This is a genomic window from Streptomyces bungoensis (assembly GCF_001514215.1).
Lineage (GTDB): Bacteria > Actinomycetota > Actinomycetes > Streptomycetales > Streptomycetaceae > Streptomyces > Streptomyces bungoensis.
Map to the genome: position 1 here is coordinate 229,371 of NZ_KQ948851.1, position 23,274 is coordinate 252,644.

18 protein-coding genes are annotated in these 23,274 nt (G+C 72.6%); 9 read left to right on the forward strand and 9 right to left on the reverse strand.

Annotated elements, in window-relative coordinates; genetic code table 11:
• Nucleotides 1-378, reverse strand: coding sequence for an NYN domain-containing protein (locus AQJ66_RS00860; protein ID WP_061914846.1), 378 nt, complete (start codon nucleotides 376-378; stop codon nucleotides 1-3).
• A 186-nt stretch (nucleotides 379-564) separates the two neighbouring features.
• Here AQJ66_RS00860 and AQJ66_RS00865 point away from each other — a divergent pair, with 186 nt between their 5' ends.
• Nucleotides 565-1,686: a PLL family lectin gene (locus AQJ66_RS00865; RefSeq protein WP_061914849.1), complete on the forward strand. Its 1,122-nt coding sequence runs from the start codon at nucleotides 565-567 to the stop codon at nucleotides 1,684-1,686.
• 63 nt (nucleotides 1,687-1,749) lie between these two features.
• Here AQJ66_RS00865 and AQJ66_RS00870 read toward each other — a convergent pair whose 3' ends face one another.
• A complete protein-coding gene (locus AQJ66_RS00870; RefSeq protein ID WP_061914851.1) occupies nucleotides 1,750-2,853 on the reverse strand; it encodes an LCP family protein in 1,104 nt (367 codons plus the stop codon).
• 461 nt (nucleotides 2,854-3,314) lie between these two features.
• Here AQJ66_RS00870 and AQJ66_RS00875 point away from each other — a divergent pair, with 461 nt between their 5' ends.
• Genes AQJ66_RS00875 through AQJ66_RS00900 form a run of 6 tightly spaced genes read left to right on the forward strand, consistent with a single transcriptional unit; the run spans nucleotide 3,315 to nucleotide 12,759 of the window.
• Complete coding sequence (locus AQJ66_RS00875) at nucleotides 3,315-4,943, forward strand: stealth family protein (protein WP_061914854.1); 1,629 nt, start codon at nucleotides 3,315-3,317, stop codon at nucleotides 4,941-4,943.
• A gap of 15 nt (nucleotides 4,944-4,958) precedes the next feature.
• A complete protein-coding gene (locus AQJ66_RS00880) occupies nucleotides 4,959-6,596 on the forward strand; it encodes a sugar phosphotransferase (protein WP_061914857.1) in 1,638 nt (545 codons plus the stop codon).
• Nucleotides 6,593-8,356, forward strand: a complete 1,764-nt coding sequence (locus AQJ66_RS00885) for a stealth family protein (protein WP_061914860.1) — start codon at nucleotides 6,593-6,595, stop codon at nucleotides 8,354-8,356. The genes AQJ66_RS00880 and AQJ66_RS00885 overlap by 4 nt, the downstream gene beginning before the upstream one ends.
• On the forward strand, nucleotides 8,353-10,449 hold the full coding sequence (locus AQJ66_RS00890) for a glycosyltransferase family 4 protein (protein WP_061914862.1): 2,097 nt from the start codon (nucleotides 8,353-8,355) through the stop codon (nucleotides 10,447-10,449). The genes AQJ66_RS00885 and AQJ66_RS00890 overlap by 4 nt, the downstream gene beginning before the upstream one ends.
• A gap of 13 nt (nucleotides 10,450-10,462) precedes the next feature.
• Entirely contained in the window at nucleotides 10,463-11,857 is a 1,395-nt protein-coding gene (locus AQJ66_RS00895; protein WP_061914865.1) for a GDSL-type esterase/lipase family protein, read from the forward strand.
• A 35-nt stretch (nucleotides 11,858-11,892) separates the two neighbouring features.
• Nucleotides 11,893-12,759 carry an endonuclease/exonuclease/phosphatase family protein gene (locus tag AQJ66_RS00900; RefSeq protein WP_061914869.1) on the forward strand — a complete coding sequence of 289 codons (867 nt, stop codon included), beginning with the start codon at nucleotides 11,893-11,895 and terminating at the stop codon, nucleotides 12,757-12,759.
• Between the two features lie 58 nt (nucleotides 12,760-12,817).
• On the opposite strand, the gene AQJ66_RS00905 is transcribed toward AQJ66_RS00900, so the two are convergent.
• The 5 genes from AQJ66_RS00905 to AQJ66_RS00925 all read right to left on the reverse strand — a co-directional run bounded on the left by AQJ66_RS00905 (nucleotide 12,818) and on the right by AQJ66_RS00925 (nucleotide 19,433).
• Complete coding sequence (locus AQJ66_RS00905) at nucleotides 12,818-14,947, reverse strand: 3-hydroxyacyl-CoA dehydrogenase NAD-binding domain-containing protein (protein WP_061914872.1); 2,130 nt, start codon at nucleotides 14,945-14,947, stop codon at nucleotides 12,818-12,820.
• Nucleotides 14,944-16,164, reverse strand: coding sequence for a thiolase family protein (locus tag AQJ66_RS00910; protein WP_061914875.1), 1,221 nt, complete (start codon nucleotides 16,162-16,164; stop codon nucleotides 14,944-14,946). Before AQJ66_RS00910 ends, AQJ66_RS00905 begins: the two co-directional genes overlap by 4 nt.
• A 202-nt stretch (nucleotides 16,165-16,366) precedes the next feature.
• Nucleotides 16,367-17,653, reverse strand: a complete 1,287-nt coding sequence (locus AQJ66_RS00915) for a ribonuclease D (RefSeq protein WP_079060005.1) — start codon at nucleotides 17,651-17,653, stop codon at nucleotides 16,367-16,369.
• Between the two features lie 160 nt (nucleotides 17,654-17,813).
• The gene (locus tag AQJ66_RS00920; protein ID WP_061914881.1) at nucleotides 17,814-18,473 is read right to left on the reverse strand and encodes a response regulator transcription factor; all 660 of its coding nucleotides are present in this window, start codon (nucleotides 18,471-18,473) and stop codon (nucleotides 17,814-17,816) included.
• Between the two features lie 282 nt (nucleotides 18,474-18,755).
• Nucleotides 18,756-19,433: a DUF3000 domain-containing protein gene (locus AQJ66_RS00925; RefSeq protein ID WP_061914885.1), complete on the reverse strand. Its 678-nt coding sequence runs from the start codon at nucleotides 19,431-19,433 to the stop codon at nucleotides 18,756-18,758.
• A 132-nt stretch (nucleotides 19,434-19,565) separates the two neighbouring features.
• Here AQJ66_RS00925 and hemE point away from each other — a divergent pair, with 132 nt between their 5' ends.
• Nucleotides 19,566-20,633 (forward strand): uroporphyrinogen decarboxylase, encoded by a 1,068-nt coding sequence (gene hemE, locus AQJ66_RS00930; protein WP_061914888.1) that lies wholly within the window; start codon nucleotides 19,566-19,568, stop codon nucleotides 20,631-20,633.
• Between the two features lie 10 nt (nucleotides 20,634-20,643).
• On the opposite strand, the gene AQJ66_RS00935 is transcribed toward hemE, so the two are convergent.
• Nucleotides 20,644-21,468 carry a rhomboid family intramembrane serine protease gene (locus AQJ66_RS00935; RefSeq protein WP_061914891.1) on the reverse strand — a complete coding sequence of 275 codons (825 nt, stop codon included), beginning with the start codon at nucleotides 21,466-21,468 and terminating at the stop codon, nucleotides 20,644-20,646.
• Between the two features lie 92 nt (nucleotides 21,469-21,560).
• Here AQJ66_RS00935 and AQJ66_RS00940 point away from each other — a divergent pair, with 92 nt between their 5' ends.
• Complete coding sequence (locus AQJ66_RS00940; RefSeq protein WP_061914894.1) at nucleotides 21,561-21,845, forward strand: hypothetical protein; 285 nt, start codon at nucleotides 21,561-21,563, stop codon at nucleotides 21,843-21,845.
• Nucleotides 21,846-21,871: 26 nt separating this feature from the next.
• On the opposite strand, the gene AQJ66_RS00945 is transcribed toward AQJ66_RS00940, so the two are convergent.
• Complete coding sequence (locus AQJ66_RS00945) at nucleotides 21,872-23,272, reverse strand: FAD-dependent oxidoreductase (protein ID WP_061914897.1); 1,401 nt, start codon at nucleotides 23,270-23,272, stop codon at nucleotides 21,872-21,874.
• Between the last annotated feature and the right edge of the window lie 2 nt (nucleotides 23,273-23,274).

Genomic DNA, 23,274 nt, shown 5'->3' on the forward strand with positions numbered 1-23,274 from the left:
TCAGTCGCGACCGCGGACCGCGCGGGGCCCGGTCACCTCGGCGCCCCGCTCGGTCACCCGGCGCCGCAGCTCGCGGTCCGCCGTGACGACCAGGACGGCGCGGTCGCCGGCCCGCTCGACCAGCTCGACGACGCGGTCGTCGCCGCTGCCGGGCGCCGCCTCGACCCGTACTCCCGGCACCGGCTCCACACCACGCGCCGCGCCCTCGACCACGAGGACGATCTCGGCCGGTCCGGGCAGTCCGGGCACGCCGTCCGCCGCCAGCCGGTCCCGCAGCCGCTCGGCCGCGCCCCTGCGGTCCCGCCACCAGCCGTCGGGCACCGACCCGACGACGTTCGCGCCGTCGACGATCACGAGCAGGGCGGGTGTGTCGTCCATGGGATCAGGTTCGCACGTCTCCCGGGTCCGTCGTGCCCTCCCGGGGCGGGCACGCGCACACGGCCGCCATGCGGTGTTCACCGGACGCTCGCCTATGATGAGCCAGCCCGGCAGCCCGTACACAGGTTCGGGCCGGGCGGATCAGCCGGGCCGGGGTCATGTCAGGGGAAGGGGACGGGTCAGCTCATGCGGACCAGATCCGGGCGCGGCGCCGCCCGCGGCCGAGTGGATGCCGAAGCGCACCGCGTGGCCGAGGTGGGGCACACCGCGAAGGGCACCGTCGGCGGCCGCTGGCTCCTCCTCGGCAGGGACGGCAGGCTGACGGCGTACGCGCGCACCGGCGAGGGGCTGCTGCGCTGGACCGAGTCGCGGCGCGGCGGCCCGGAATGGACCGGACCCGACTTCTTCCCCGTGGCCGGCCTGACGCATCTGACGGTCGCTCAGGGAGCGGATACCTACGTCCACTTCCTGGGCCGGCGCGAGGTGCGCCGGGCGGACGGGCCGCCCGTCGTCGACATCGTGCACGCGATCCAGTACCAGACCGGCCGTGCGGTCACGGAGTGGCGCTCGCTCGGCAACGCGCACAAGGACCGTGAGAAGGCGGCCCGCTTCGGCGTTCCCGTCGCCGCGGTCAGCGGTTCGGGCCGGGTGCACGTCTTCACGCGCAACGCGGGCGGTGGCGTCATGCTGCGCCGGGAGGGTTCCACCGGGAAGTGGGAGCCGTGGCAGGACCTCAAGGGCAGCGGAGTGCGGGACGGGATCGCCGCCGTCGCCCACCCCTCCGGGTGTATCGAGGTCCTGGCCGCCGGCGAGACGACCGCCATGCGATGGCGGCAGGGTGAGGCCGACGGCGACTTCCGGCAGCAGCCGAACATCCCCGTGCGAGTGGTGCCGGGCACGGCGTCGGCCCTGCCGAGCGGTCCGGAGCGGGCGACGTTCTACTGGGCCGATCCGGATGTCGGCGGCCTGGTCGCGCACCGGCCGGGGCAGTGGGCGATCCCGCTCGGCGGTGTCCCGGACGGGGAGCCCGTCGCCGTGCTGCGCGCGGGGCTGGACGGCTACGACTGCACGGTGCTGGCGCACCGGGACGTCGACGGGCAGGTCATGCTGGCCGTCTGCGGCACCGAGAACGAACAGGCCGGGCTGTGGTGGGCGCCGACGGGCGAACGCTCTCTGGGCGCACCGGCGTTGGCGCTGGACGGCCACGGGCGTGTGGCGCTCGCCGTCATCGACCCGGCCGGGATGCTGTGCGTCGCCCGTCAGACCGACGAGCCGGGCCTGTCCCTGACCCCGTGGGCGCGCGTCTGACGGTGCGGTGCCGGGAGGCACGGACGCGGGTGTGTCGTACCCCGGCGCCGTGCCGCCCGTCCTTCAGGAACTCTGGCCGCCCTTGGCCGGCGACTTCTTCGCCGACTCGGGGATGGCGGAGTCGGTGCGGATCGCCTTCCACAGCCGCGTCGCCTGGGGCTCCGCCGCGACCACGCGGTTGGGGTCGACCTTGTCGTACGCCACGGGCAGCATGATCGTCTCCATGGTGGAGGGATCGATCCCGTTCAGACTGCGCCCGAAATCCGCCAGCTTGGTGAGCGAGGCGAGGTCGGAGTCGGTGGTGAGGGCCGCGGTGAGCTTGTCGGCGATCTTGAAGGACTTGGCCGGGCTGCCCAGCAGGTCCTGCTTCTTGATCTCGCTCAGCAGGTCCAGCATGAACTGCTGCTGCAGGCCGATGCGCCCGAGGTCGCTGCCGTCGCCGATGCCGTGCCGGGTGCGGACGAACTGCAGCGACTGCGTGCCGTCGAGCCGGTGGGTGCCGGCGGACAGGTCCAGTCCGCTGGACCGGTCGTGGATGTCCTGCGGCACGTGGACCTCGACCCCGCCTATGGCGTCCACCAGTTCCTTGAAACCGGCGAAGTCTATTTCGACGTAGTGGTCCATCCGGACGCCGGAGATCTGCTCGACCGTCTTCACCACGCACGCCGGACCGACCTGCGAGTAGATGGAGTTGAACATCACGCGCTTCGCCGAGGGCACGGTGGTGCCGTCGGACTTGGCGCACCCTGGCCGGGTGACCAGCGTGTCGCGGGGGATGCTGATGGCGACGGCCTTGGTGCGGCCCTCCGGTATGTGCATCACCAGCGCGGTGTCGGAGCGGGCGCCGGAGACGTGCCCGGTGTTCAGTGCCGCGTTGGCCCCGGCCCTGGAGTCGGAGCCGAGGATCAGGATGTTCTGACCGGAGGTCGGCAGTCTCTGGGGCCGGTCGTCGCCGATCGCCGTGTCGATGTCGACGCCCTTGATGTTGCCGTCGAGGTCGCTGTACAGCCAGTAGCCGACACCGCCGGCGGCCAGCACCACCACGAGGGCGCCGAGGGCGACCCAGCGCCAGATCCGGCGTCCGCGGCCGCGCGGGGTGGCCGCCCGGCCGCCCGTCGTCTTGCGCCTCGATCTGCGGGGGCCCGTGTCCGTGGGCGCATGCGTCATGCCTCAGTCCTCTCTCACTCGTGGCTCGATGCCTTGAACCGTTGCGTGGTGCAGGGCACGAGTGGGGGGAGGAACCGGGCCCGCGCGGCGCCTGAGGGCGCCGTGGTGTGCTCGAACTATAGACCGACTTCCGGGCACGGCACGGCGAACCCACGTCTTACCCGCTTACCTCTTCCTCACTGGCCGTTCACCTGCGCATCGGCGAAATGCTCGACTTTGCCCGTTGTGTCGGACAGGTTGACAGGAGTGTGGGCCCTGATGATGATGTAGATGGCATGTGAAGGTTAAATTATCGTGTGAGTAGCGTGGCTCCATAGCCAACGCGTGGTGGTGCGGTCGCGGTTCGAGCCCGGGGGGGCACGAGGGCGCGCGGCCGTGAGTGCCCATCGGCTTCTGGCCGGTGGGAAACGAGGGAGGGTGGCTGGCGATGCTGCGTGCGTCTGCCCGGGAAGGGTGGCGGCGTGACGGCCGTATCTGATCATGCGGTCGGCCGGATTCCGGATGCGGCCACTCACTTCGCACGGGAGCGCCCCGCGCCGCGGAGCGCCGCGGACACCGGCCCGACGACGTTCTCGGCGGAGCACGGCGACGTCTACGTCGAGCCGGGACTCACGCCCCTCGCGGCCCGGGAGGCCAATCGCTCCGCGCTGTCCGCGCTGCTCGACGCCGTCGGCGTACCGCACTTCGCCGTCCGCGGCACGGCCGACCACGGCACCGTGATCGCCGTCGCCGAGGAGGACCGGGAGCGGGTGCTCTCCGTGGTGTTCCGCGGGCTGAGCCAGTTCCCCGGCCACCTGAGCGTGGTGGACCCGGACGCGCCGCGGCCGGCCAAGCCCGTCTCCTCGCGCGACCCCAGAGCCTGGCGGGACGCACCCGGCGCACGGATCCTGCAGGTCAGCTGGTACCGCACCGATCCCGGCCGGCACCTGCTGCTCGGGCACGAGTACGGCTGCGCGATCGAGTTCTGGCAGCGGCACGGCACCCACCTGGTCGCCCCGCGAGCCAACCGCGCCACCTGGGCCGTCGCCGCCGAGGGGCCGAACGTGCTGGGCGCCGGACGGCTGTTCAGCCGTTTCGTCTCCGACTGGACCCCGGCCCCGCTGGCGCCGGCGCTGGCCACCCGCCCCGAGTTCCTCGTCAACTGCGCCGACGACATCGCGTTCCCCGTCGACGCCGTCTACACCTGGGTCGACGGCAACGACCCGGTCTGGCAGGAGCGCAAGGCCCAGGCGAAGGGCGAGGTCTACCACGCCGAGTCGGCCAGCGACGCCCGCTTCATCAGCAGGGACGAACTGCGCTACTCGGTGCGCTCGCTGCACCTGTTCGCCCCCTGGATCCGCAACGTCTACATCGTCACCGACGACCAGGTGCCGGACTGGCTGTGCGAAGGCCTGCCCGGGCTGCGCATCGCGACGCACCGGGAGATCTTCCGCGACCCGGCGGACCTGCCGGTGTTCAACTCGCACGCCATCGAGAGCCAGTTGCACCGGATCGAGGGCCTGGCCGAACACTTCCTGTACTTCAACGACGACATGTTCATCGGCCGCCCGGTGAGCCCGCACGCCTTCTTCACCCCCACCGGCACCGCGCGCTACTTCCCGTCCCGCAACCGCATCCCGCAGGGCCCCGTGGCGCCGACCGACACCCCGGTCGACGCGGCGTGCAAGAACAACCGCGCCCTCCTGAAGGAACGGTTCGGCAGGGTGATCACCCAGCCCATGGAACACATTCCCTACGCACTGCGCCGCTCGGCGATGGAGGAGGCCGAGCGCGACTTCCCCGAGGCCTGGGCCCGCACCTCGGCCAGCAGGTTCCGGGCGATGACCGACCTGTCGCCGACCTCGTCCCTCGCCCTGTACTACGCGGCGCTGACGGGCCGGGCGCAGCCGGGTTCGATGCCCTTCACCTACCTCCAGCTCGCCGTGCCCGACCTCGCCGAACGGCTGCAGCGCCTGCTGGACTCCCGGGACCAGGACACCTTCTGCCTCAACGACGCCTTCTCGACCCCGGAGGACATCGAGGCCCAGCAGGAGCTGCTGGACGGCTTCCTCAACTCCTATTTCCCCACTCCCAGTCCGTACGAGCGATGAAGCGGAGTTCATGACGTGCCGGATCCGACGTCGATGAGCTCAGCGGGGCACGTCTACAAGCGGTTCGTTCCCCAGCCGGTGCGCTCGGCGGCCGCCACGACGGTGCCCGCCGGCGTACGACGCAAGGTCAAGGGGCAGCTGGCCCGCACCCTGCGGCGCCGTGAGGCCCGGCTGCACCGCCGGGCCCTGCGCCGCGTGCGCCGAGCCGGGCTGGGCAGCTCCGAGCGGCGGACCACCGCCTACGACGGCCGCGTGGGCCACGTGCACACCGGTCTCACCGCCGACCTGGCCCGCCGGTTCGACCACGACCTGGTCACGCAGGCCCTCGACGCCGCGGAGATCCCCTGGTTCGCGGTCCCCGCGCTCGACGACCGCCGCATCTGCCTGGCCGTCGAGCAGCGCAACAAGGGGGCCGTGCGCCGGGTGCTGCGCGCCCTGCTGGAGGAGCACACCGGCTACGTCGTGTCGGTCTCGCCCGCCCAGGGCGACACCAAGGAGATCCCGGGCAGCCACCTGAAGGCCTGGAAGCACTACGGCAAGGCCCGGGTGATACGCCTCGTCTGGCTGCGGACCGATCCCACGGAGAACCTCTGGGTGGGTGAGGACCAGGGCATCGAGATCGAGTTCTGGACCGCGGACACCGCGCTGGGCACCGAGCGTCTCATCGGCCCGCGCCCCAACCGCGTCCAGCGCGCCGTGCCCAGCGACGCGCCCGGGGTCGAGATCGGCCTCGACCGGCTTTCCGGTTACTGCGACATCGACGGCGACCTCGAGCCCACGATCACGCTGGAGACCTTCGACGTCATCCGGCTGGAGGAGATCGACTTCCCCGTGGACGCCGTCCTGCTGTGGCAGCACCCCACAGCCTGGGGCGAGGAACTGCTGCGGGCCGCGCTGCGCTCCCTGCACCAGTACGCACCCTGGGTGGACGTGGTCCACGTGATCGCCGAGGCCGAGCCGCCGGCCTGGCTGCGTACCGGGGAACGGCTGACCGTGGTGCGCGCCCGGCCGGGCGCCGAGTGGCAGCTGCACCTGCTGCCGGACGTGGCGGAGCACTTCCTGCTGCTGCGCCCCGGCGCCGTGCTCGGCCGGCCGGTCCGGCCCTTCGACTACTTCACCCCGAACGGCCAGAGCCGCCCGCGGCGCGGCCCCTGGAACGCCCAGGAGTCCTTCGCCCCGTGGTCGAGCGCCGCCTACTCCGCCACCGGGCGGATCACCGCGCACGGCTACGCGCACGGCTCCCAGCCGTACCGCGTGCAGACCTTCGCCCGGCTCGCGGCGACCGGGTCGGCGCCCCTCCACCTGCCGGACGGGCAGCACGCCCCCGCCGTACCCGGCACGCATCCCCTGGACGGCGTGGCCCACCACCTGGCCCACACGAACGGGCTGGCCGAACCCTCCGGTGAGGCGTCGACGGCGCTGCACGCCGCCCTGCCCGGCATCCGTCCCCACCTGGAACGGCTGCTGGTGCGCCGGGACACCCAGCAGATCCACCTCTTCGGGCTCGGTTCCGACGAGGCGCACGCCCGGGGCGGAACGAGGGCGGTGGTCGACTTCCTGCACCGCTACTTCCCCGTGACCAGCCCGTTCGAGCACGAGCAGGCCACGGTGGCGAGCGCCGTGCCGTCCGGCGAGGCGGTCGGCCGGCGATGAGCATGAGCAATCCCGAGGCGTCCGCCGCGGTCGGGGCGTACCGCCGCCTGGTTCCGGCGCGGCTCAGACGCCGTGTCGCGCGCGGTGTCCCGGTGCGGCTGCGCGCGCTGATCAAGCACGTGCTGCGCCGCCTGCACGCACTCGGCGCGGGCGCCCGCTTCTTCCGCGGCGTCCGGGCCCGCCGCCGCTGGCCGCACCTGTTCGGCGGCGGTGAGCGGCTCGCCGCACTGGCCGGGCACGGTGGCCGGATCGCGCTCGTACGCCCCACCGTCTCGCCGCTCGGCCTGCGGGAGGCCAACCTCGAACTGGTCGTGACGGCACTGGAGGAGGCGGGCGTCGACTACTTCGCCGTCCGCGGAGCCACCGACTACCGCTCGTGCCTGGCCGTCGCCGCCTCCCAGCGCGACCAGGTCGTCCAGGTGCTGGCCCGCCTCTCCGAGCAGAGCCCCGTCTATCTGCGCGCCTGCCGGGGCGAGGCGGCCCAGGGCCGGGCCGTGCTGTGCGGGTCGGGGCCCGGCCGGCACCTGGCCCGCGAGGCGGCCGTGCTGCGCGTCGGCATGGTCTGGAGCGATCCGGCCGGCTCCCTCGTGCTGGGCCTGGAGTACGGCTGCGACCTGGAGTTCTGGCAGCCCCAGGAAGGCCGTCTGATCGCCCCACGTCCCAACCGCGTCACCGAGGACGTCGCCGTCGACGCACCCCGGGTCACCGTTCCGGTCAGCCTGCTGACGGGCTTCGCGGCCCTGCACACCCGCCGCACCCGCGCGGTGCGCACCATCCGGCCCTGCGCCGAGCCCCTGCCCGAGGACGTCCGCTTCCCCATCGACGTCGTCTACACCTGGGTGGACGGCAGCGACCCGGCCTGGCAGGAGCGGCGTGCCGCCTACGGCACCGGCGGCTACCACACCGAGGCCGCGAACGCGGCCCGGTACATCAGCCGTGACGAGCTGCGCTACTCGCTGCGCGCCCTGGAACAGAACGCCCCCTGGGTGCGCCACGTCTACCTGGTGACGGACCGTCAGCGCCCGGGGTGGCTCAACGACAGCCACCCACGGCTCACCGTCGTCGACCACTCCGAGATCTTCGACGACCCCGCCGCCCTGCCCACCTTCAACTCGCACGCGATCGAAAGCCGCCTGCACCACATCAAGGGCCTGGCGGAGCACTTCCTCTACTTCAACGACGACATGTTCCTCGGCCGGCCCGTCGTCCCGCAGGACTTCTTCCTCTCCAACGGCATGACCCGCACCTTCTTCTCGCCCTCCCAGGTACCCCGCTGGGACCTCACGCCCCTCGACCGGCCGGTGGACGCGGCGGGCAAGAACAACCGGCGACTGCTGATGGAACGATTCGGCACCGCCCTCGTGCAGAAGCTGCGGCACGCCCCGTACGCACTGCGCCGCAGCGTGCTGCAGGAGATCGAGCAGACCTACGCCGAGGAGCACCTGCGGACCTCCTACAGCCGGTTCCGCAGCGCCACCGACATCTCCATCCCGTCCTCGCTGTACCACTACTACGCCTACCTGACCGGCCGCGCCGTGCCGTCCCAGGTCTCCTTCGCCTACCTCGACCTCGCCAAGCCCGAGATCCAGCGCCGGCTCGGCATCCTGCTGGCCCGCCGCGACCGGCAGGCGTTCTGCATCAACGACACCCTCTCCGACGGTCACGACGTGGCCCGCCAGACGGCCATGCTCGGCACGTTCCTGCGGGCCTACTACCCCGTGCCGAGTCCTTTCGAGCGGAAGGAGCGTGAGGTCCGGTGAAGATCTCCTTCCTGATCAACAACATCTACGGCATCGGCGGCACCAACCGCACCGTCATCAACCTCGCCGAGGCGCTCTCCGTCCACCACGACGTCGAGATCGTCTCGGTGTTCCGGCGTGCGAACGCCACCAAGTTCGAGATCTCCCCGCGCGTCACCGTCCGCGCACTGATCGATCTGCGGGCCGGCAGCGCCGACCGCGGGGCCCCCGGCAGCGACGAACCCAGCGAGGTGGTGCCGCGGCAGGAGGAGTTCTACGCCCAGTACAGCAAGTTCACCGACCGGCGGATCATCAGGGAACTGGAGAGGACCACCGCGGACGTCGTCGTCGGGACCCGGCCCAGCCTCAACCTGTTCGTCGCGGCGCACACCCGCGACGGCGCCCTGCGCGTCGCGCAGGAGCACATGACCCACCTCGCCATCCCACCCGCCGTACGCGCCGAGATGGCCCGCGTCTACCCGCGGCTGGACGCGGTCACCACCGTCACCGAGGCCGACGCCCGCTCCTTCCAGGAGAACACGCCGATCCCCGGACTCCCCGTGACCGGCATCCCCAACAGCGTCCCGGAGCCGTCCGTCGCGCCCTCCGACGGCACCCGCAAGGTCGTCGTCAGCGCCGGCCGCATGCACCACGTCAAGCGCTACGACCTGCTGATCCGGGCCTTCGCCGCACTCGCCGAGGACTTCCCCGACTGGCAGCTGCGCATCTACGGCGACGGCGGCGAGGCGGGCAAGCTGCGCGCCCTGGTCACCGAACTCGGCCTCAACGGGCGGGCGCTTCTCATGGGCGGTTTCTCGCCCCTGGAGTCCGAGTGGGCCAAGGGCTCCGTCGCCGCGGTGACGTCGAGCGCGGAGTCCTTCGGCATGACGCTGGTGGAGGCGATGCGGTGCGGGCTGCCGGTGGTCTCCACCGACTGCCCGGTCGGGCCACGGGAGATCCTCCGCGACGGCGAGGACGGCTTCCTCGTGCCCAACGGCGAGGTGGAGGGCATCGCCTGGGGCCTGCGCCGGCTGATGGCCGACGAGCACCTGCGCCGCACCATGGGGGCCGCCGCTCTGCGCAACGCGGCCCGCTACGATCCGTCGGCCGTCGCGGGCCGGTACCTGGAACTGTTCGCGGACGCCGCCCGCCGCCGCGCGGCGAAGGAGCGCGGCTACCGCGCTCCGGCCGGCGCCCGGAAGGCCGGGCCGGACCGGCTCACCGAGCCGCCCGTGGCCCTCGGCGCGGCCACGGTCGACGTCACCGCCGAGGACGCGGGCCGGCTGCTGCTCTCCGCCGAGGGCCCGGGGGAGGGCCGCAGACGCTGGCAGTTCGTGCTGCGCCACAGGCCGTCGGACGGCGAAGCCCGCCCCGACGTCCCCCTGCGCACGTCGCGTACCGCGCTGGACAACGGCGGTACCGGCTACACCGCCGTGGTCACCGCCGAGACCGCCGCAGAACTGGGCGACGGACGCTGGCAGGTGACCATGCGGACCGCCAAGTCCAGCGGCGTGCACATGAAGGCCGGACTTCGCGACACCCGCGCCCTCATCGACGCGCGGGTCCGCCTCGTGACCCGCCCGCCGTCCGGCTCCGTCGTCTGGAACCTGCCGTACGCCCAGCCCAACGGCCGGCTGATGCTGCGCACGGTGCTGCGCGAACAGCACGCCGAGTGCACCGGCGTCGAGGTCCGCGACGGGCGGATCACCCTGCGGGGCGTGCTGTGCGGGGCCGGCCGGATCGAGCCGGGGGCCCTGTTCGTCGTGAGTCGCCGGGGCCCGCACGCGCACAACGTGACGGTGCCCGTCGAGGTGCTCGGCCGTCAGGCCTTCCGGGCCGAGGTGCCGGTGCGGACGGTGGTCGACCAGCGGCTGGAGCGCTGGGAGGACTGGGACTGGTGGCTGCAGCCCGCACCGTCCGACCGGCGCAAGGTGCGCGTGTGCCACCTGCTGGAGGACTTCCCCGACGTCAAGGGCGCCTACGCCTACCCGTCCCTCCCGGTGGTCGGCGACGAAGCGTCCGACTACGCCGTGGTCCACCCGGCCCGCCCGGTCTGGGTACGGCCGTACTGCTCGGCCTCGGGAGCCATGGCCATGAACGTGGTCGACCGCTAGGGAGGGACCGGACGTGAACCGGACCATATTCGTGCTGGGGGACTCCGTGGCCGCTCCGCGCACGGAGGACGAAGCCCCCATGGCGGGCTGGGGCCAGAAGATCGAGGACCTGCTCGCGGGCCCCGTCGAGGTCGCCAACTACGCGCGCAGCGCCATGACCACGCGGAAGTACTTCACCGAGCGCTTCCCGGCGATGCTCAACCGCATGAAGCCCCAGGACATCGTGCTGATCGGCTTCGGCTGCGTGGATCACATGATCCACAACGGCACGCGCTACGTCCCGGTACCCGAGTACCGGGAACTGCTGCGGCTGTTCGCCACCTACGTGCACCAGGAGGGCGGTGTACCGGTCCTGGTCACACCCATGGCGCGGTACGCGTTCTCCGCCGGCGGAGAGGTGGTCAACACGCTGGGCGACCACCCCCGGGCCATGCGGGAGGTCGCCGGCCGGCTGGGTGCGCCCCTGATCGACCTCAACCGCCGTACGGCGGAGCTGTGGGCCGAGATAGGCCCGATGCGACTGCGCCAGTACTTCAGCTGGGTGGATGCCGGCGAACACCCCCTGCATCCCGACGGCAGCATCGACTCCACCCATGTCAACCACCTCGGCGCCTTCGAGGTGGCCCGCATCGTGGTGGCCGGGCTGTGCGGCCTCGGGGTGCTCGACAAGGCCGACGTGTACCTCGACCGGCTCATGGAACCACCGGTGCTGCCGCCGGTGTCGGGCGAGTTCACCGTCCAGTCGCCCGACGCGGCCCTCTACGCCCAGCCCCTGGGCGCGGCACCGGCGATCACCCAGCCGGTTCCGGACGTCCCGGTCGGCCCCATGGTGAAGCTGACCGGCGTCTGCGCACCGGGCACCCACTACCTGCTCTTCTTCGAGCAGGGCCACTACCTCGGCGGCACCGGCGTCGGCAGTGCCGGCCAGTGGAGCTGGCGGCGGTCGGTGAGCTGGACGGCCGGAGAGCACCACGTGAGTTGCGTGGGGCTGCGCTCCGACGGTGGCTGCTCACCCGTGCTGGAGCACCGCTTCACCGTGCTGACCGAGGTCCCGCCGCCGGTGGTCCACGGGCCGGCCGACGGCGCGTTCGCGGGGCCGCGGCCCCGTTTCTCCGGAACGGTGCAGCGGGGCGTGACGAAGGTCGTCCTCATGGAAGGGGACGTGCTCATAGGGGCGACGGGGGTGAACGACAACGGGGAATGGGCGTTCACGCACGCCCATCCCTGGCGTTCCGGCGCCCATACGGTGGACGTGATCGCCCTGTTCGGAGCGGCCGAGTCCACGCCCACCCCGCGCACGTTCAAGGTCGTCGGCATCCCCGAGGACAGCCCCGTGCGAGCGCTGGGGTCCTCACGGCACGCCTGCGGCGAGGTGTGCGGGCACCGGCCGTTCACCGGGGACTGGTGACGGCCGGTCGTGCCGCGCCGGAAGGGGCCGCACGGGTGCGGCACCGGCTGGGCGCGTGGCTGTCCGCGGGGGTGGTCGCGGTGGCGGTGCTGCTCGCGGCGTCCTCCCACCCCGGAACGGACGACGACAGACCCGCGCCGGCCGGGCGGCCGGCGCTCCGCGTGCTGCAGTACAACCTCTGCGGAGCGGCGGCGCACTGCTGGTGGAACGCCGGACGGTCCGGGCCCGGCACGTCGGTCGCGCGGCTGGCGGAGGAGGCGTCGAGGCTGCGGCCGGACCTGGTCACCGTCAACGAGATCTGCCTGACGCAGTACGCCCGGCTGAAGGAGCGACTCGCCCGGGCGGGCTGGCGCATGGACGGCACCTACGCCTCGTCCCAGGACAACGTGCCCGCCTGCGGACGGACCGGCGGGTTCGGATCGGCCGTGCTCAGCCGCGGCGACGTCCCGGACGGCCGGCGGGACTACCTCCGCTTCACCCACACCGGCGGCGAGACCTACACCAACGCCGGCCGCACCGTCGCGGTGCGCAGGGGGCTGCTGTGCGCACACACCGTGTTCCACGGGCATCCGCTCATCGCGTGCACGGCCCACACCAACGCCAGGGCCCCGGAACAACTGCGGGAGATCAGGGACCGGCTCGACGCGTTCCCCGGAGGCACGCCGGTGGTGCTCGCCGGGGATCTGAACCTCCCGCCCGAGGCGCCGGCCCTGTCGTACCTGAGGGACCGGTTCGTGGAGGGACGCACGGCTCCCGGGGAGGCCACGGCCGGCGGCCGGACGATCGACTACGCGTTCGCCACCAGGCGCCACTTCGCCGTGCGGAGCGCGGGCGTGCGCACGTACCCCGAGTCCGACCACGCCCTGCTGCGGGTGGAGTTCACCCTCCGGACCGGGGGATGAGACAAGGGCCCCCGCCGGGGCGGGGGCCCTTGTCACACACGCTCGCACACGTCCGGGACTACGCCGGGACGCTCGCCACACCCGGCGCCAGGAACGGCTTCCCGTTCACCCGCTCCGAGACGCCCTCGCGGTCCAGGTACGGCGTGATGCCGCCCAGGTGGAAGGGCCAGCCGGCGCCGGTGATCAGGCACAGGTCGATGTCCTGGGCCTCGGCGACGACGCCCTCCTCGAGCATCAGGCCGATCTCCTGCGCCACCGCGTCGAGCACCCGGGCCCGCACCTGCTCCTCCGTCAGGGCGACGTCGCCCTGCTTCAGCAGCGCCGCGACCTCCGGGTCCAGCTCCGGCTTGCCGCTGTCGTAGACGTAGAAGCCGCGCTTGCCCGCCTTGACGACGGCCGCGAGGTTCGGGGAGACCGTGAAGCGGTCCGGGAAGGCCCGGTTGAGGGTCTCCGAGACGTGCAGGCCGATGGCCGGGCCGACCAGCTCCAGCAGGACCAGCGGGGACATCGGCAGACCGAGCGGCTCGACCGCCTTCTCCGCGACCTCGACCGGGGTGCCCTCGTCGATGACGTTCTGGATCTCGCCCATGAAGCGGGTCAGGATGCGGTTCACGACGAACGCCGGGGCGTCCTTGACGAGGACCGCGGTCTTCTTCAGCTTCTTGGCCACCGCGAACGCGGTCGCGAGCGACGCGTCGTCGGTCTGCTCACCGCGGACGATCTCCAGCAGCGGCAGGACCGCGACCGGGTTGAAGAAGTGGAAGCCGACGACCCGCTCGGGGTGCTTCAGCTTCGACGCCATCTCCGTCACCGACAGGGAGGAGGTGTTGGTGGCGAGGATCGCGTGGGCCGGGGCGACCGCCTCGACCTCGGCGAAGACCTGCTGCTTGACGCCGATCTCCTCGAACACCGCCTCGATGACGAAGTCGGCGTCCGCGAAGCCCTCGGCCTTGTCCAGCACACCGGTCACCAGGGCCTTGAGGCGGTTGGCCTTGTCCTGGTTGATACGGCCCTTGCCGAGCAGCTTGTCGATCTCGGCGTGGACGTAGCCCACACCCTTGTCGATGCGCTCCTGGTCGATGTCGGTCAGCACGACCGGCACCTCCAGGCGGCGCAGGAACAGCAGGGCGAGCTGGCTGGCCATCAGGCCGGCGCCGACGACGCCGACCTTGGTGACCGGGCGGGCCAGGTTCTTGTCCGGGGCGCCGGCGGGACGCTTGCCGCGCTTCTGGACGAGGTTGAACGAGTAGATGCCGGCGCGCAGTTCGCCGCCCATGATCAGGTCCGCGAGGGCCTGGTCCTCGGCGTCGTAGCCCCGCTGCAGGTCGCCGTCCTTGGCGGCCGCGATGATGTCCAGGGCGCGGTAGGCGGCCGGGGCCGCACCGTGCACCTTGGAGTCCGCGACGAAGCGGCCCCGGGCGACGGCCTGGTCCCAGGCCTCGCCGCGGTCGATGGCCGGGCGCTCGACGGCGATCTCGCCCTTGAGGACGGCCGCCGTCCAGATCAGCGACTGCTCGAGGAAGTCGGCGCCCTCGAAGATCGCGTCGGCGATCCCGAGCTCGTAGACCTGCTTGCCCTTGAGCTGCTTGTTCTGGTTGAGGCTGTTCTCGATGATGACCGAGACGGCCTTGTCGGCGCCGATCAGGTTCGGCAGCAGCGCGCAGCCGCCCCAGCCGGGGACGAGGCCGAGGAAGACCTCGGGCAGCGAGAACGCCGGGATCGCCGCGGAGACGGTCCGGTAGGAGCAGTGCAGGCCGACCTCGACGCCGCCGCCCATCGCCGCGCCGTTGTAGTAGGCGAAGGTGGGCACGGCCAGCTTGGACAGGCGCTTGAAGACCTCGTGGCCGCCCTTGCCGATGGCCAGCGCGTCCTCGTGCCTGGTGAGCAGCTCGACGCCCTTGAGGTCGGCGCCGACCGCGAAGATGAACGGCTTGCCGGTGATGCCGACGCCGACGATGTCGCCGTCCGCGGCCTCCTTCTCGACCTGGTCGACGGCGGTGTTCAGGTTCGCCAGCGAGGCCGGGCCGAAGGTGGTCGGCTTGGTGTGGTCCAGGCCGTTGTCCAGGGTGATGAGCGCGAAACGCCCGGCGCCCAGGGGCAGGTCGAAGTGGCGTACGTGCGCCTGCGTGACGACCTCGTCCGGGAACAGCTCGGCCGCGCCCTTCAGGAGTTCAGCGGTGGTGCTCACTTGTCGCCTCCGTCGAAGTGCGGGTTCTCCCAGATGACCGTCGCGCCCATGCCGAAGCCGACGCACATGGTGGTCAGGCCGTAGCGGACGTGCGGCTGCTCCTCGAACTGGCGGGCCAGCTGGGTCATCAGCCGGACGCCGGAGGAGGCGAGCGGGTGGCCGAAGGCGATCGCGCCGCCGTACTGGTTGACGCGCTCGTCGTCGTCCGCGATGCCGTAGTGGTCGAGGAAGGCCAAGACCTGGACGGCGAAGGCCTCGTTGATCTCGAAGAGGTTGATGTCCTCGATGGACAGGCCCGCCTTGGCGAGGGCCTTCTCCGTGGCGGGGATGGGGCCGTAGCCCATGACCTCCGGCTCGACGCCCGCGAAGGCGTACGACACCAGGCGCATCTTGACCGGCAGGCCGTTCTCGCGGGCGAAGTCCTCGCTCGCGATGATCGAGGCGGTGGCGCCGTCGTTCAGGCCGGCCGCGTTGCCGGCGGTGACCCGGCCGTGGACGCGGAACGGGGTCTTGAGACCGGAGAGGTTCTCCAGGGTCGTGCCCGGGCGCATCGGCTCGTCGGCGGTGACCAGGCCCCAGCCCGTCTCGCCGGCCTCGGGGCTGGTGCGGCGCACCGAGACCGGCACCAGGTCGGCCTGGATCTTGCCGTTGGCGTACGCCTTGGCGGCCTTCTCCTGGGAGCGCACCGCGTACTCGTCGGCGCGCAGCTTGGTGATGTGCGGGTAGCGGTCGTGCAGGTTCTCCGCCGTCATGCCCATGAACAGGGCCGACTCGTCGACCAGCTTCTCGCTGACGAACCGGGGGTTCGGGTCCACGCCCTCGCCCATCGGGTGGCGGCCCATGTGCTCGACACCGCCGGCGATGACGGCGTCGTACGCGCCGAACGCGATCGAGCCCGCCGTGGTCGTCACGGCGGTCAGCGCGCCCGCGCACATGCGGTCGATGGAGTAGCCGGGGACCGACTGGGGGAGACCGGCCAGGATGCCCGCGGTGCGGCCGAGGGTCAGGCCCTGGTCGCCGATCTGCGTGGTCGCGGCGATGGCGACCTCGTCGATCTTCTTCGGGTCCAGGCCGGGGTTGCGGCGCAGCAGCTCCCGGATCGCCTTGACGACAAGGTCGTCGGCACGGGTCTCGTGGTAGATGCCCTTCGGGCCCGCCTTGCCGAACGGGGTGCGGACGCCGTCGACGAAGACGACGTCCCTGACGGTACGAGGCACGTTGGCTCTCCTCCAGGGTGCGGGACGCTGAGCGCTTGCTCATCACCATGCTACTTGTGAGTAATGTAGCTGCACAGCCCTCCCCGGTGGAGCGGCGAAGGTCACACCTCCGGCGGAGCCGGCCGGGTCGGAGCCGTCCCGGGATTGTGGCGTGATCTCACCGTCGCCCGGCATCCCGCGCGGAGCGACCGGGTGAACCGGGTCAGGCGCTCCTGGCGGACAGCGCGGCCACCAGCACCGGGGTGACCAGCTCCACCTGCCACTGCCGCGCCCCGTACCCGGCCAGGGCGGCCTGGACGGACGCCGCGTCGGCGGTCGGCGGCTCCCAGCAGATCCGCCGCACGGTGTCCGGCGAGACCAGGTTCTCCTGCGGCATGCCCAGCCGCTCCGCCAGCGCCGACACCCCCGCCCGGGCGGTGGACAGCCGGGCCGCGGCGGCGGGGTCCTTGTCGGCCCAGGCGCGCGGCGGGGGCGGTCCCGTCACCTGCTGGCCGGGCTGGGGCAGCCCGGACTCCGGCAGGGCCCGGGCCCGGTCGACGGCCGTCTGCCACTGCTCCAGCTGCCGCCGGCCCATGCGGTGCCCGAACCCGTTCAGCGCGGCCAGCGCGTGCACGTTCGGCGGCAGGGCCAGCGCGGCCTCCACGATGGCCGCGTCGCTGAGCACCTTGCCCGGCGAGACGTCCCGGCGCTGCGCGATCCGGTCCCGCGTCTCCCACAGCTCCCGCACGACGGCCAGCTGGCGGCGCCGGCGCACCTTGTGCATGCCCGAGGTGCGGCGCCAGGGGTCCTTGCGCGGCTCGGCCGGCGGCGCGGCCGCGATCGCGTCGAACTCCTGCCGCGCCCACTCCAGCTTGCCCTGCCGGTCCAGCTCCTTCTCCAGCGCGTCGCGCAGGTCGACGAGGAGCTCGACGTCCAGGGCCGCGTAGCGCAGCCACGGATCGGGCAGCGGCCGGGTCGACCAGTCGACGGCGGAGTGGCCCTTCTCCAGGACGAAGCCGAGGACCCCCTCGACCATGGCGCCGAGGCCGACCCGGGGGAACCCGGCGAGCCGCCCGGCCAGCTCGGTGTCGAACAGGGCGGCCGGCAGCATGCCTATCTCGCGCAGGCAGGGCAGGTCCTGGGTGGCCGCGTGCAGCACCCACTCGGCGCCGGTCAGGGCCTCGCCGAGGCCGGACAGGTCGGGACAGGCGACGGGGTCGATCAGCGCGGTGCCGGCGCCCTCGCGGCGCAGCTGCACCAGGTAGGCGCGCTGGCCGTAGCGGTAGCCGGACGCGCGCTCGGCGTCGACGGCGACGGGGCCGGAGCCGGCGGCGAAGGCGGCGACCACCTCCGCGAGGGCCGTCCCGTCGGCGATCACCGGCGGAATGCCCTCGCGGGGTTCGAGCAACGGAACCGGCGTCCCCGTCACAGAAGACCCCGCGTCGTCCGGAGGGGTGCCTCCGGTGATACGCAGGGAACTGTCTGCTGCGGTGTCTTGGGCGTCGGTCACCTGTCAAGGGTATCCGTGCGGGGAAGGAGCCCGTCGACGGAACGTTCCGCCGACGGGCGCCGGGGGGTCGTAAACCAGTCACTGCGGTGAAAGTTCCCGGTCACAGGAGTGACCGGCGTTGCGCCGGGCGGCCCTCCCGCGCGGGGTCGGTCGGGACAGGTCAGTGGATGATTCCGGTACGCAGGGCCACGGCCACCATGCCGGCGCGGTCGCCCGTGCCGAGCTTGCGGGCGATGCGGGCGAGGTGGCTCTTGACGGTCAGGGCGGACAGGCCCATCGAGACGCCGATCGCCTTGTTCGACTGGCCCTCCGCGACCAGCCGCAGCACCTCGACCTCGCGTCCGGACAGTTCTCGGTAGCCGCCCGGGTGGCTCGGGGCACCCGGGGGGCGGCGGTGCATACGGGCGGCGGCGCCGAGGGGAGCGGCGCCGGGCCGGCTGGGGAGCCCGATGTTGGTGCGGGTGCCGGTGACGACGTAGCCCTTGACCCCGCCCGCCAGGGCGTTGCGGACGGCGCCGATGTCGTCGGCGGCGGACAGCGCCAGCCCGTTGGGCCAGCCGGCGGCGCGGGTCTCGGACAGCAGCGTCAGGCCGGAGCCGTCGGGCAGGTGGACGTCGGCGACACAGATGTCGCGGGGATTGCCGATACGGGGACGGGCCTCGGCGACGGACGAGGCTTCGATGACGTCGCGCACGCCGAGCGCCCACAGATGCCGGGTGACGGTGGAACGGACGCGCGGGTCGGCCACCACCACCATGGCGGTGGGTTTGTTCGGGCGGTAGGCGACCAGGCTTGCGGGCTGCTCGAGGAGAACGGACACCAGGCCTCCTGGGTGGGGGGACGGGGCCGGCTTGTGGGGAAGAAGCCGGGACGAACCGTGCTTTCAAGGTCACAGTCGTCTTCGGCAGCAAACCCGTCCGCCTTTAGAGAATGATCACGATCTAGTGAGTAACAATTCGTGCAATTCGGACACTCGATCGATCATTCGAGGATCGAGCCGCTTCGAGTCGATGCCATTCGAGTGCGGAAAGTGGCCGTATCGACAAAGAGATGGTCAACGCGACGTGCCGGAGGACGACTCCGTCGGGAAACGGCGGTCAGGTCACCGGGACTGCGGATCCCTGCGCTGCGGCAGGGTGACGACCGAGGCGTCGCCCGGACCGGCCGGCGGCAGCCCGGCGACCTGGGCCAGCAGATCGCACCACGAGGCCAGATGCGCCCCGGTGTCCGGTGCCCCGCCCAGACCCTCCCGGGGCGTCCAGGAGGCCCGGATCTCGATCTGCGAGGCGGGCGGGCGCTCGGACAGCCCGCCGAAGTAGTGCGAGCTCGCGCGGGTGACCGTCCCGCTCGGCTCGCCGTACGTCAGCCCGCGCGCCTGCAGCGCGCCGGTCAGCCACGACCAGCACACCTCCGGCAGCAGCGGGTCCGCCGCCATCTCCGGCTCCAGCTCCGCGCGCACCAGCGTCACCAGCCGGAACGTCCCGCGCCAGGCGTCGTGCCCGGCCGGGTCGTGCAGCAGCACCAGCCGGCCGTCGGCCAGCTCCTGGTCGCCGTCGGCCACCACGGCCTCCAGCGCGTGGGCGAACGGGGCGAGCCGCTGCGGGGCGGGCGTGGTCTCCACCTCCACCTGCGGCCGCAGCCGCGCGCCGCGCAGGGACTCGACCGCGGCACGGAAGGCCGGCGGTCCGGACACCCCGGAGGGCCGGTCCGCCTCCCCGGTGTCCTTCGCGTCGTCCGTTCCGTCAGCGCCGTCCGACATTCGTCCCTGAGCCGCAGCCATGCGGGAAGGGTAAGGGAGCCGGTGCCCGGTGCCGGGCTAGACACCCCGCTCCGTTTCCGCCCCGCCGTCCAGGGATTCGCCGAACACCTGACGGCCGGCGTGCGCCGAACGGTGTCGTGCGAGACTTGCCCCGTGACCGCGAACGACACTCCCACCGGCCGGCAGCCGGCAGCGACGTACGACAGCGCCTTCCTCCGGGCGTGCAGGCGCGAGCCCGTGCCGCACACCCCCGTGTGGTTCATGCGCCAGGCCGGCCGCTCCCTGCCCGAGTACCGCAAGGTGCGCGAGGGCATCCCGATGCTCGAGTCCTGCATGCGGCCTGAGCTGGTCACCGAGATCACCCTGCAGCCGGTGCGCCGGCACGACGTGGACGCGGCGATCTTCTTCAGCGACATCGTCGTCCCGCTCAAGGCCATCGGCCTCGACCTCGACATCAAGCCCGGCGTCGGCCCGGTCGTCGAGCAGCCCGTGCGCACCCGCGCCGACCTCGCCCGGCTGCGCGACCTGACCCCCGAGGACGTCTCCTACGTCACCGAGGCGATCGGCCTGCTCACCCGTGAACTGGGCCCCACCCCGCTGATCGGTTTCGCGGGAGCCCCGTTCACCCTCGCGAGCTACCTGGTCGAGGGCGGCCCGTCGCGCACGTACGAGAACGCCAAGGCGATGATGTACGGCGACCCCGAGCTGTGGGCAGACCTGCTGGACCGCCTCGCCGACATCACGGCCGCCTTCCTGAAGGTGCAGATCGAGGCCGGCGCCTCGGCCGTCCAGCTCTTCGACTCCTGGGCCGGCGCCCTGGCCCCGGCGGACTACCGCGCGTCGGTGCTGCCCGCCTCGGCCAAGGTCTTCGACGCCGTCGCCGGCTACGGCGTGCCCCGCATCCACTTCGGGGTCGGCACCGGCGAGCTGCTCGGCCTCATGGGCGAGGCCGGCGCGGACGTCGTGGGCGTCGACTGGCGGGTCCCGCTGGACGAGGCCGCCCGCCGCGTCGGCCCCGGCAAGGCGCTCCAGGGCAACCTCGACCCGACCGTGCTGTTCACCGACAAGAACACGGTCGAGGTCAAGGCCCAGGAGGTGCTGGACGCGGCCGCCGGCCTGGAGGGCCACGTCTTCAACCTCGGCCACGGCGTCATGCCGAACACCGACCCGGACGCGCTGACCCGGCTCGTGGAGTACGTGCACACGCACAGCGTCCGCTGAGCCGGACCGCTCACCACACCTGACGGGGCCGGGCCTGCCTGCCGAACAGCAGCCGGCGCGGCTCCGGCGGGGGCGGCGTGCCCGGCTTGAGCGGCCAGGCGAGCAGCATGCCCGCCACGAAGCCGACCACGTGCGCCGCGTAGGCCACCGTCCCGGCTCCGGACACGCCGTGCCCGGAGGAGTACACCGCCTGCAGCCCGAACCAGAAGCCCAGCACCAGCCAGGCGGGCAGCCGCAGCGGCAGGAAGACCAGGAACGGCACGAGGACCCAGACCCGCGCCCTCGGATAGAGGACCAGATAGGCGCCGAGCACCCCCGCGATCGCCCCGGACGCGCCGATCAGCGGGGCGCCGGAGGTGTCGTTGAGCAGGGCGAAGCCGTAGCCGGCCGCGTAGCCGCAGACCACGTAGAACAGCAGGAAGCGGATGTGCCCCATCCGGTCCTCGACGTTGTTGCCGAAGATCAGCAGGAACAGCATGTTGCCCAGCAGGTGCAGCCAGCCGCCGTGCAGGAACATCGCCGTGAGGACCGACAGCGGCGGGGACTTGTCGTAGCCGGGCGGTGCCACCACGCAGCCCGCGCCGTGCGGCCCCACACCGACGGCTCCCGTCGGCACCACCCTGGGCATCTGATGGTGGATCAGTTCCCGCGGGACGGCCGCGTACTGGTCCATGAAGGCCTGCAGATGGCACAGTTGGGCCAGGTCGCCGCCCCCGGCCACCGAACCGGCCAGGCCGGGTGTGGCGAGGAAGACGAGCACGTTGGCCGCGATGAGGGCGTACGTCACGTACGGGGTGCGACGTGCCGGATTCACGTCATGGACGGGGATGACCACACTCAAGTAGTGCCCGGGATGCGGCACCCGAATCGGTGAACGCGGCCCGGCCGGCGCGCGTATGTCTCCTCAACCGACGTGAGGATCAGGCGATGACCGAACGAGTTACCCCTCCGATGCACGCCCTGCCCGACGGCGAGGCGGAGATCTCCCTGGTGGTACGGCTCCCCTGGGAGGACGTCGCGCGGCTCGGCCAGGAGGCGGGCCGGCTGGCCGCGCAGATGCAGCGGCCCGTGACGCTGGACGAGGCGGTGAGCCACCGGCTGCGCTCCACCCGCACGACCGCGTCCCACGCCAGGCCCGCCGGGGAGCAGCCCGCGGCCGCGCCGTCGGCGGCGGGTGTCACGTCCCTGCCCCGGATCAGCGGGACCGCCTAGGCGGACGCGGCGACGCACGCCCCGGCCTACGCCTGGGCCGAGCGCACCCTCGCCGTCGCCTTCCTCGCCGCCACCAGGACCGGGTCCCACACCGGCGAGAACGGCGGCGCGTACCCCAGGTCCAGCGCCGTCATCTGTTCCACCGTCATCTGCGCGGTCAGGGCCACCGCGGCGATGTCGACACGCTTGGCGGCGCCCTCCCTGCCGACGATCTGGACGCCGAGGAGGCGGCCGGTGCGGCGTTCGGCGAGCATCTTGACCGTCATGGGCGAGGCGCCCGGGTAGTAGCCGGCGCGGCTGGTGGACTCGACGGTGACCGCCTCGAACCGCAGCCCCACCCGATGGGCGTCCTTCTCGCGCAGCCCGGTGCGAGCGATCTCCAGGTCGCAGACCTTGCTGACCGCCGTGCCGACCACCCCCGGGAACGTGGCGTAGCCGCCGCCGACGTTGGTGCCGATGACCTGCCCGTGCTTGTTGGCGTGGGTGCCGAGCGGGACGTACTGCTCCTGCCCGGAGACCAGGTTCAGCACCTCCGTGCAGTCGCCGCCGGCCCAGATGTCCTCGTGGCCGCGCACCCGCTGGGCGCGATCGGTGAGCAGGCCGCCGCGGGCGCCGAGCGGGAGTCCCGCCGCGCGGGCGAGGCCGGTCTCGGGGCGGACGCCGATGCCGAGGACGACGACGTCCGCCGGGTACTCGGCGTCCCGCGTGGCCACCGCGCGGACCCGGCCGTCCGCCCCGGTCGGCAGACCGGTGACCGCGGAGTCGTTGACCATGGTGATGCCGAGGCCCTCCATGGCCCGGTGCACCATGCGGCCCATGTCCGGGTCGAGGGTCGACATGGGCTCCCGGCCGCGGTTGACGACGGTCACCTCGAAGCCCCGGTTGATCAGCGCCTCGGCCATCTCGACGCCGATGTACCCGGCGCCCACGACCACCGCGCGCCGGCCACGCGCGCGTGCCAGCGTGTCCAGCAGGGCCTGGCCGTCGTCCAGCGTCTGCACCCCGTGCACGCCGGGGGCGTCCGCGCCGGGCAGGTCGGGGCGGACCGGGCGGGCGCCGGTGGCGATGACGAGCTTGTCGTACGCGGTCCACGACTCGGCGCCCGAGTCGACGTCACGCGCGCGGACCCGCCGCCCCGCGACGTCGATCTCCGTGACCTCCGTGCGCAGGCGCAGATCGATCCCGCGTGCGCGGTGCTCCTCGGGGGAGCGGGCGATCAGGTCGTCCCGCCCGGGGACGTCGCCGCCCACCCAGTACGGGATCCCGCACGCCGAGAAGGACGTGAAGTGCCCGCGCTCGAAGGCCACGATCTCCAGTTCGTCCGGGCCGCGCAGCCGCCGCGCCTGCGACGCCGCGGACATCCCCGCGGCGTCGCCGCCGATGACGACCAGCCGCTCGGCCCCGCCCCGCCCACCGCTCATGCTCATGG

Bases quoted from the DNA above. Each gene is read 5' to 3' on its own strand.
- AQJ66_RS00860 (WP_061914846.1), bottom strand. From the start codon at position 378: ATGGACGACACACCCGCCCTGCTCGTGATCGTCGACGGCGCGAACGTC.
- AQJ66_RS00865 (WP_061914849.1), top strand. From the start codon at position 565: ATGCGGACCAGATCCGGGCGCGGCGCCGCCCGCGGCCGAGTGGATGCC.
- AQJ66_RS00870 (WP_061914851.1), bottom strand. From the start codon at position 2,853: ATGACGCATGCGCCCACGGACACGGGCCCCCGCAGATCGAGGCGCAAG.
- AQJ66_RS00885 (WP_061914860.1), top strand. From the start codon at position 6,593: ATGAGCATGAGCAATCCCGAGGCGTCCGCCGCGGTCGGGGCGTACCGC.
- AQJ66_RS00925 (WP_061914885.1), bottom strand. From the start codon at position 19,433: ATGGCTGCGGCTCAGGGACGAATGTCGGACGGCGCTGACGGAACGGAC.
- AQJ66_RS00940 (WP_061914894.1), top strand. From the start codon at position 21,561: ATGACCGAACGAGTTACCCCTCCGATGCACGCCCTGCCCGACGGCGAG.
- AQJ66_RS00945 (WP_061914897.1), bottom strand. From the start codon at position 23,272: ATGAGCATGAGCGGTGGGCGGGGCGGGGCCGAGCGGCTGGTCGTCATC.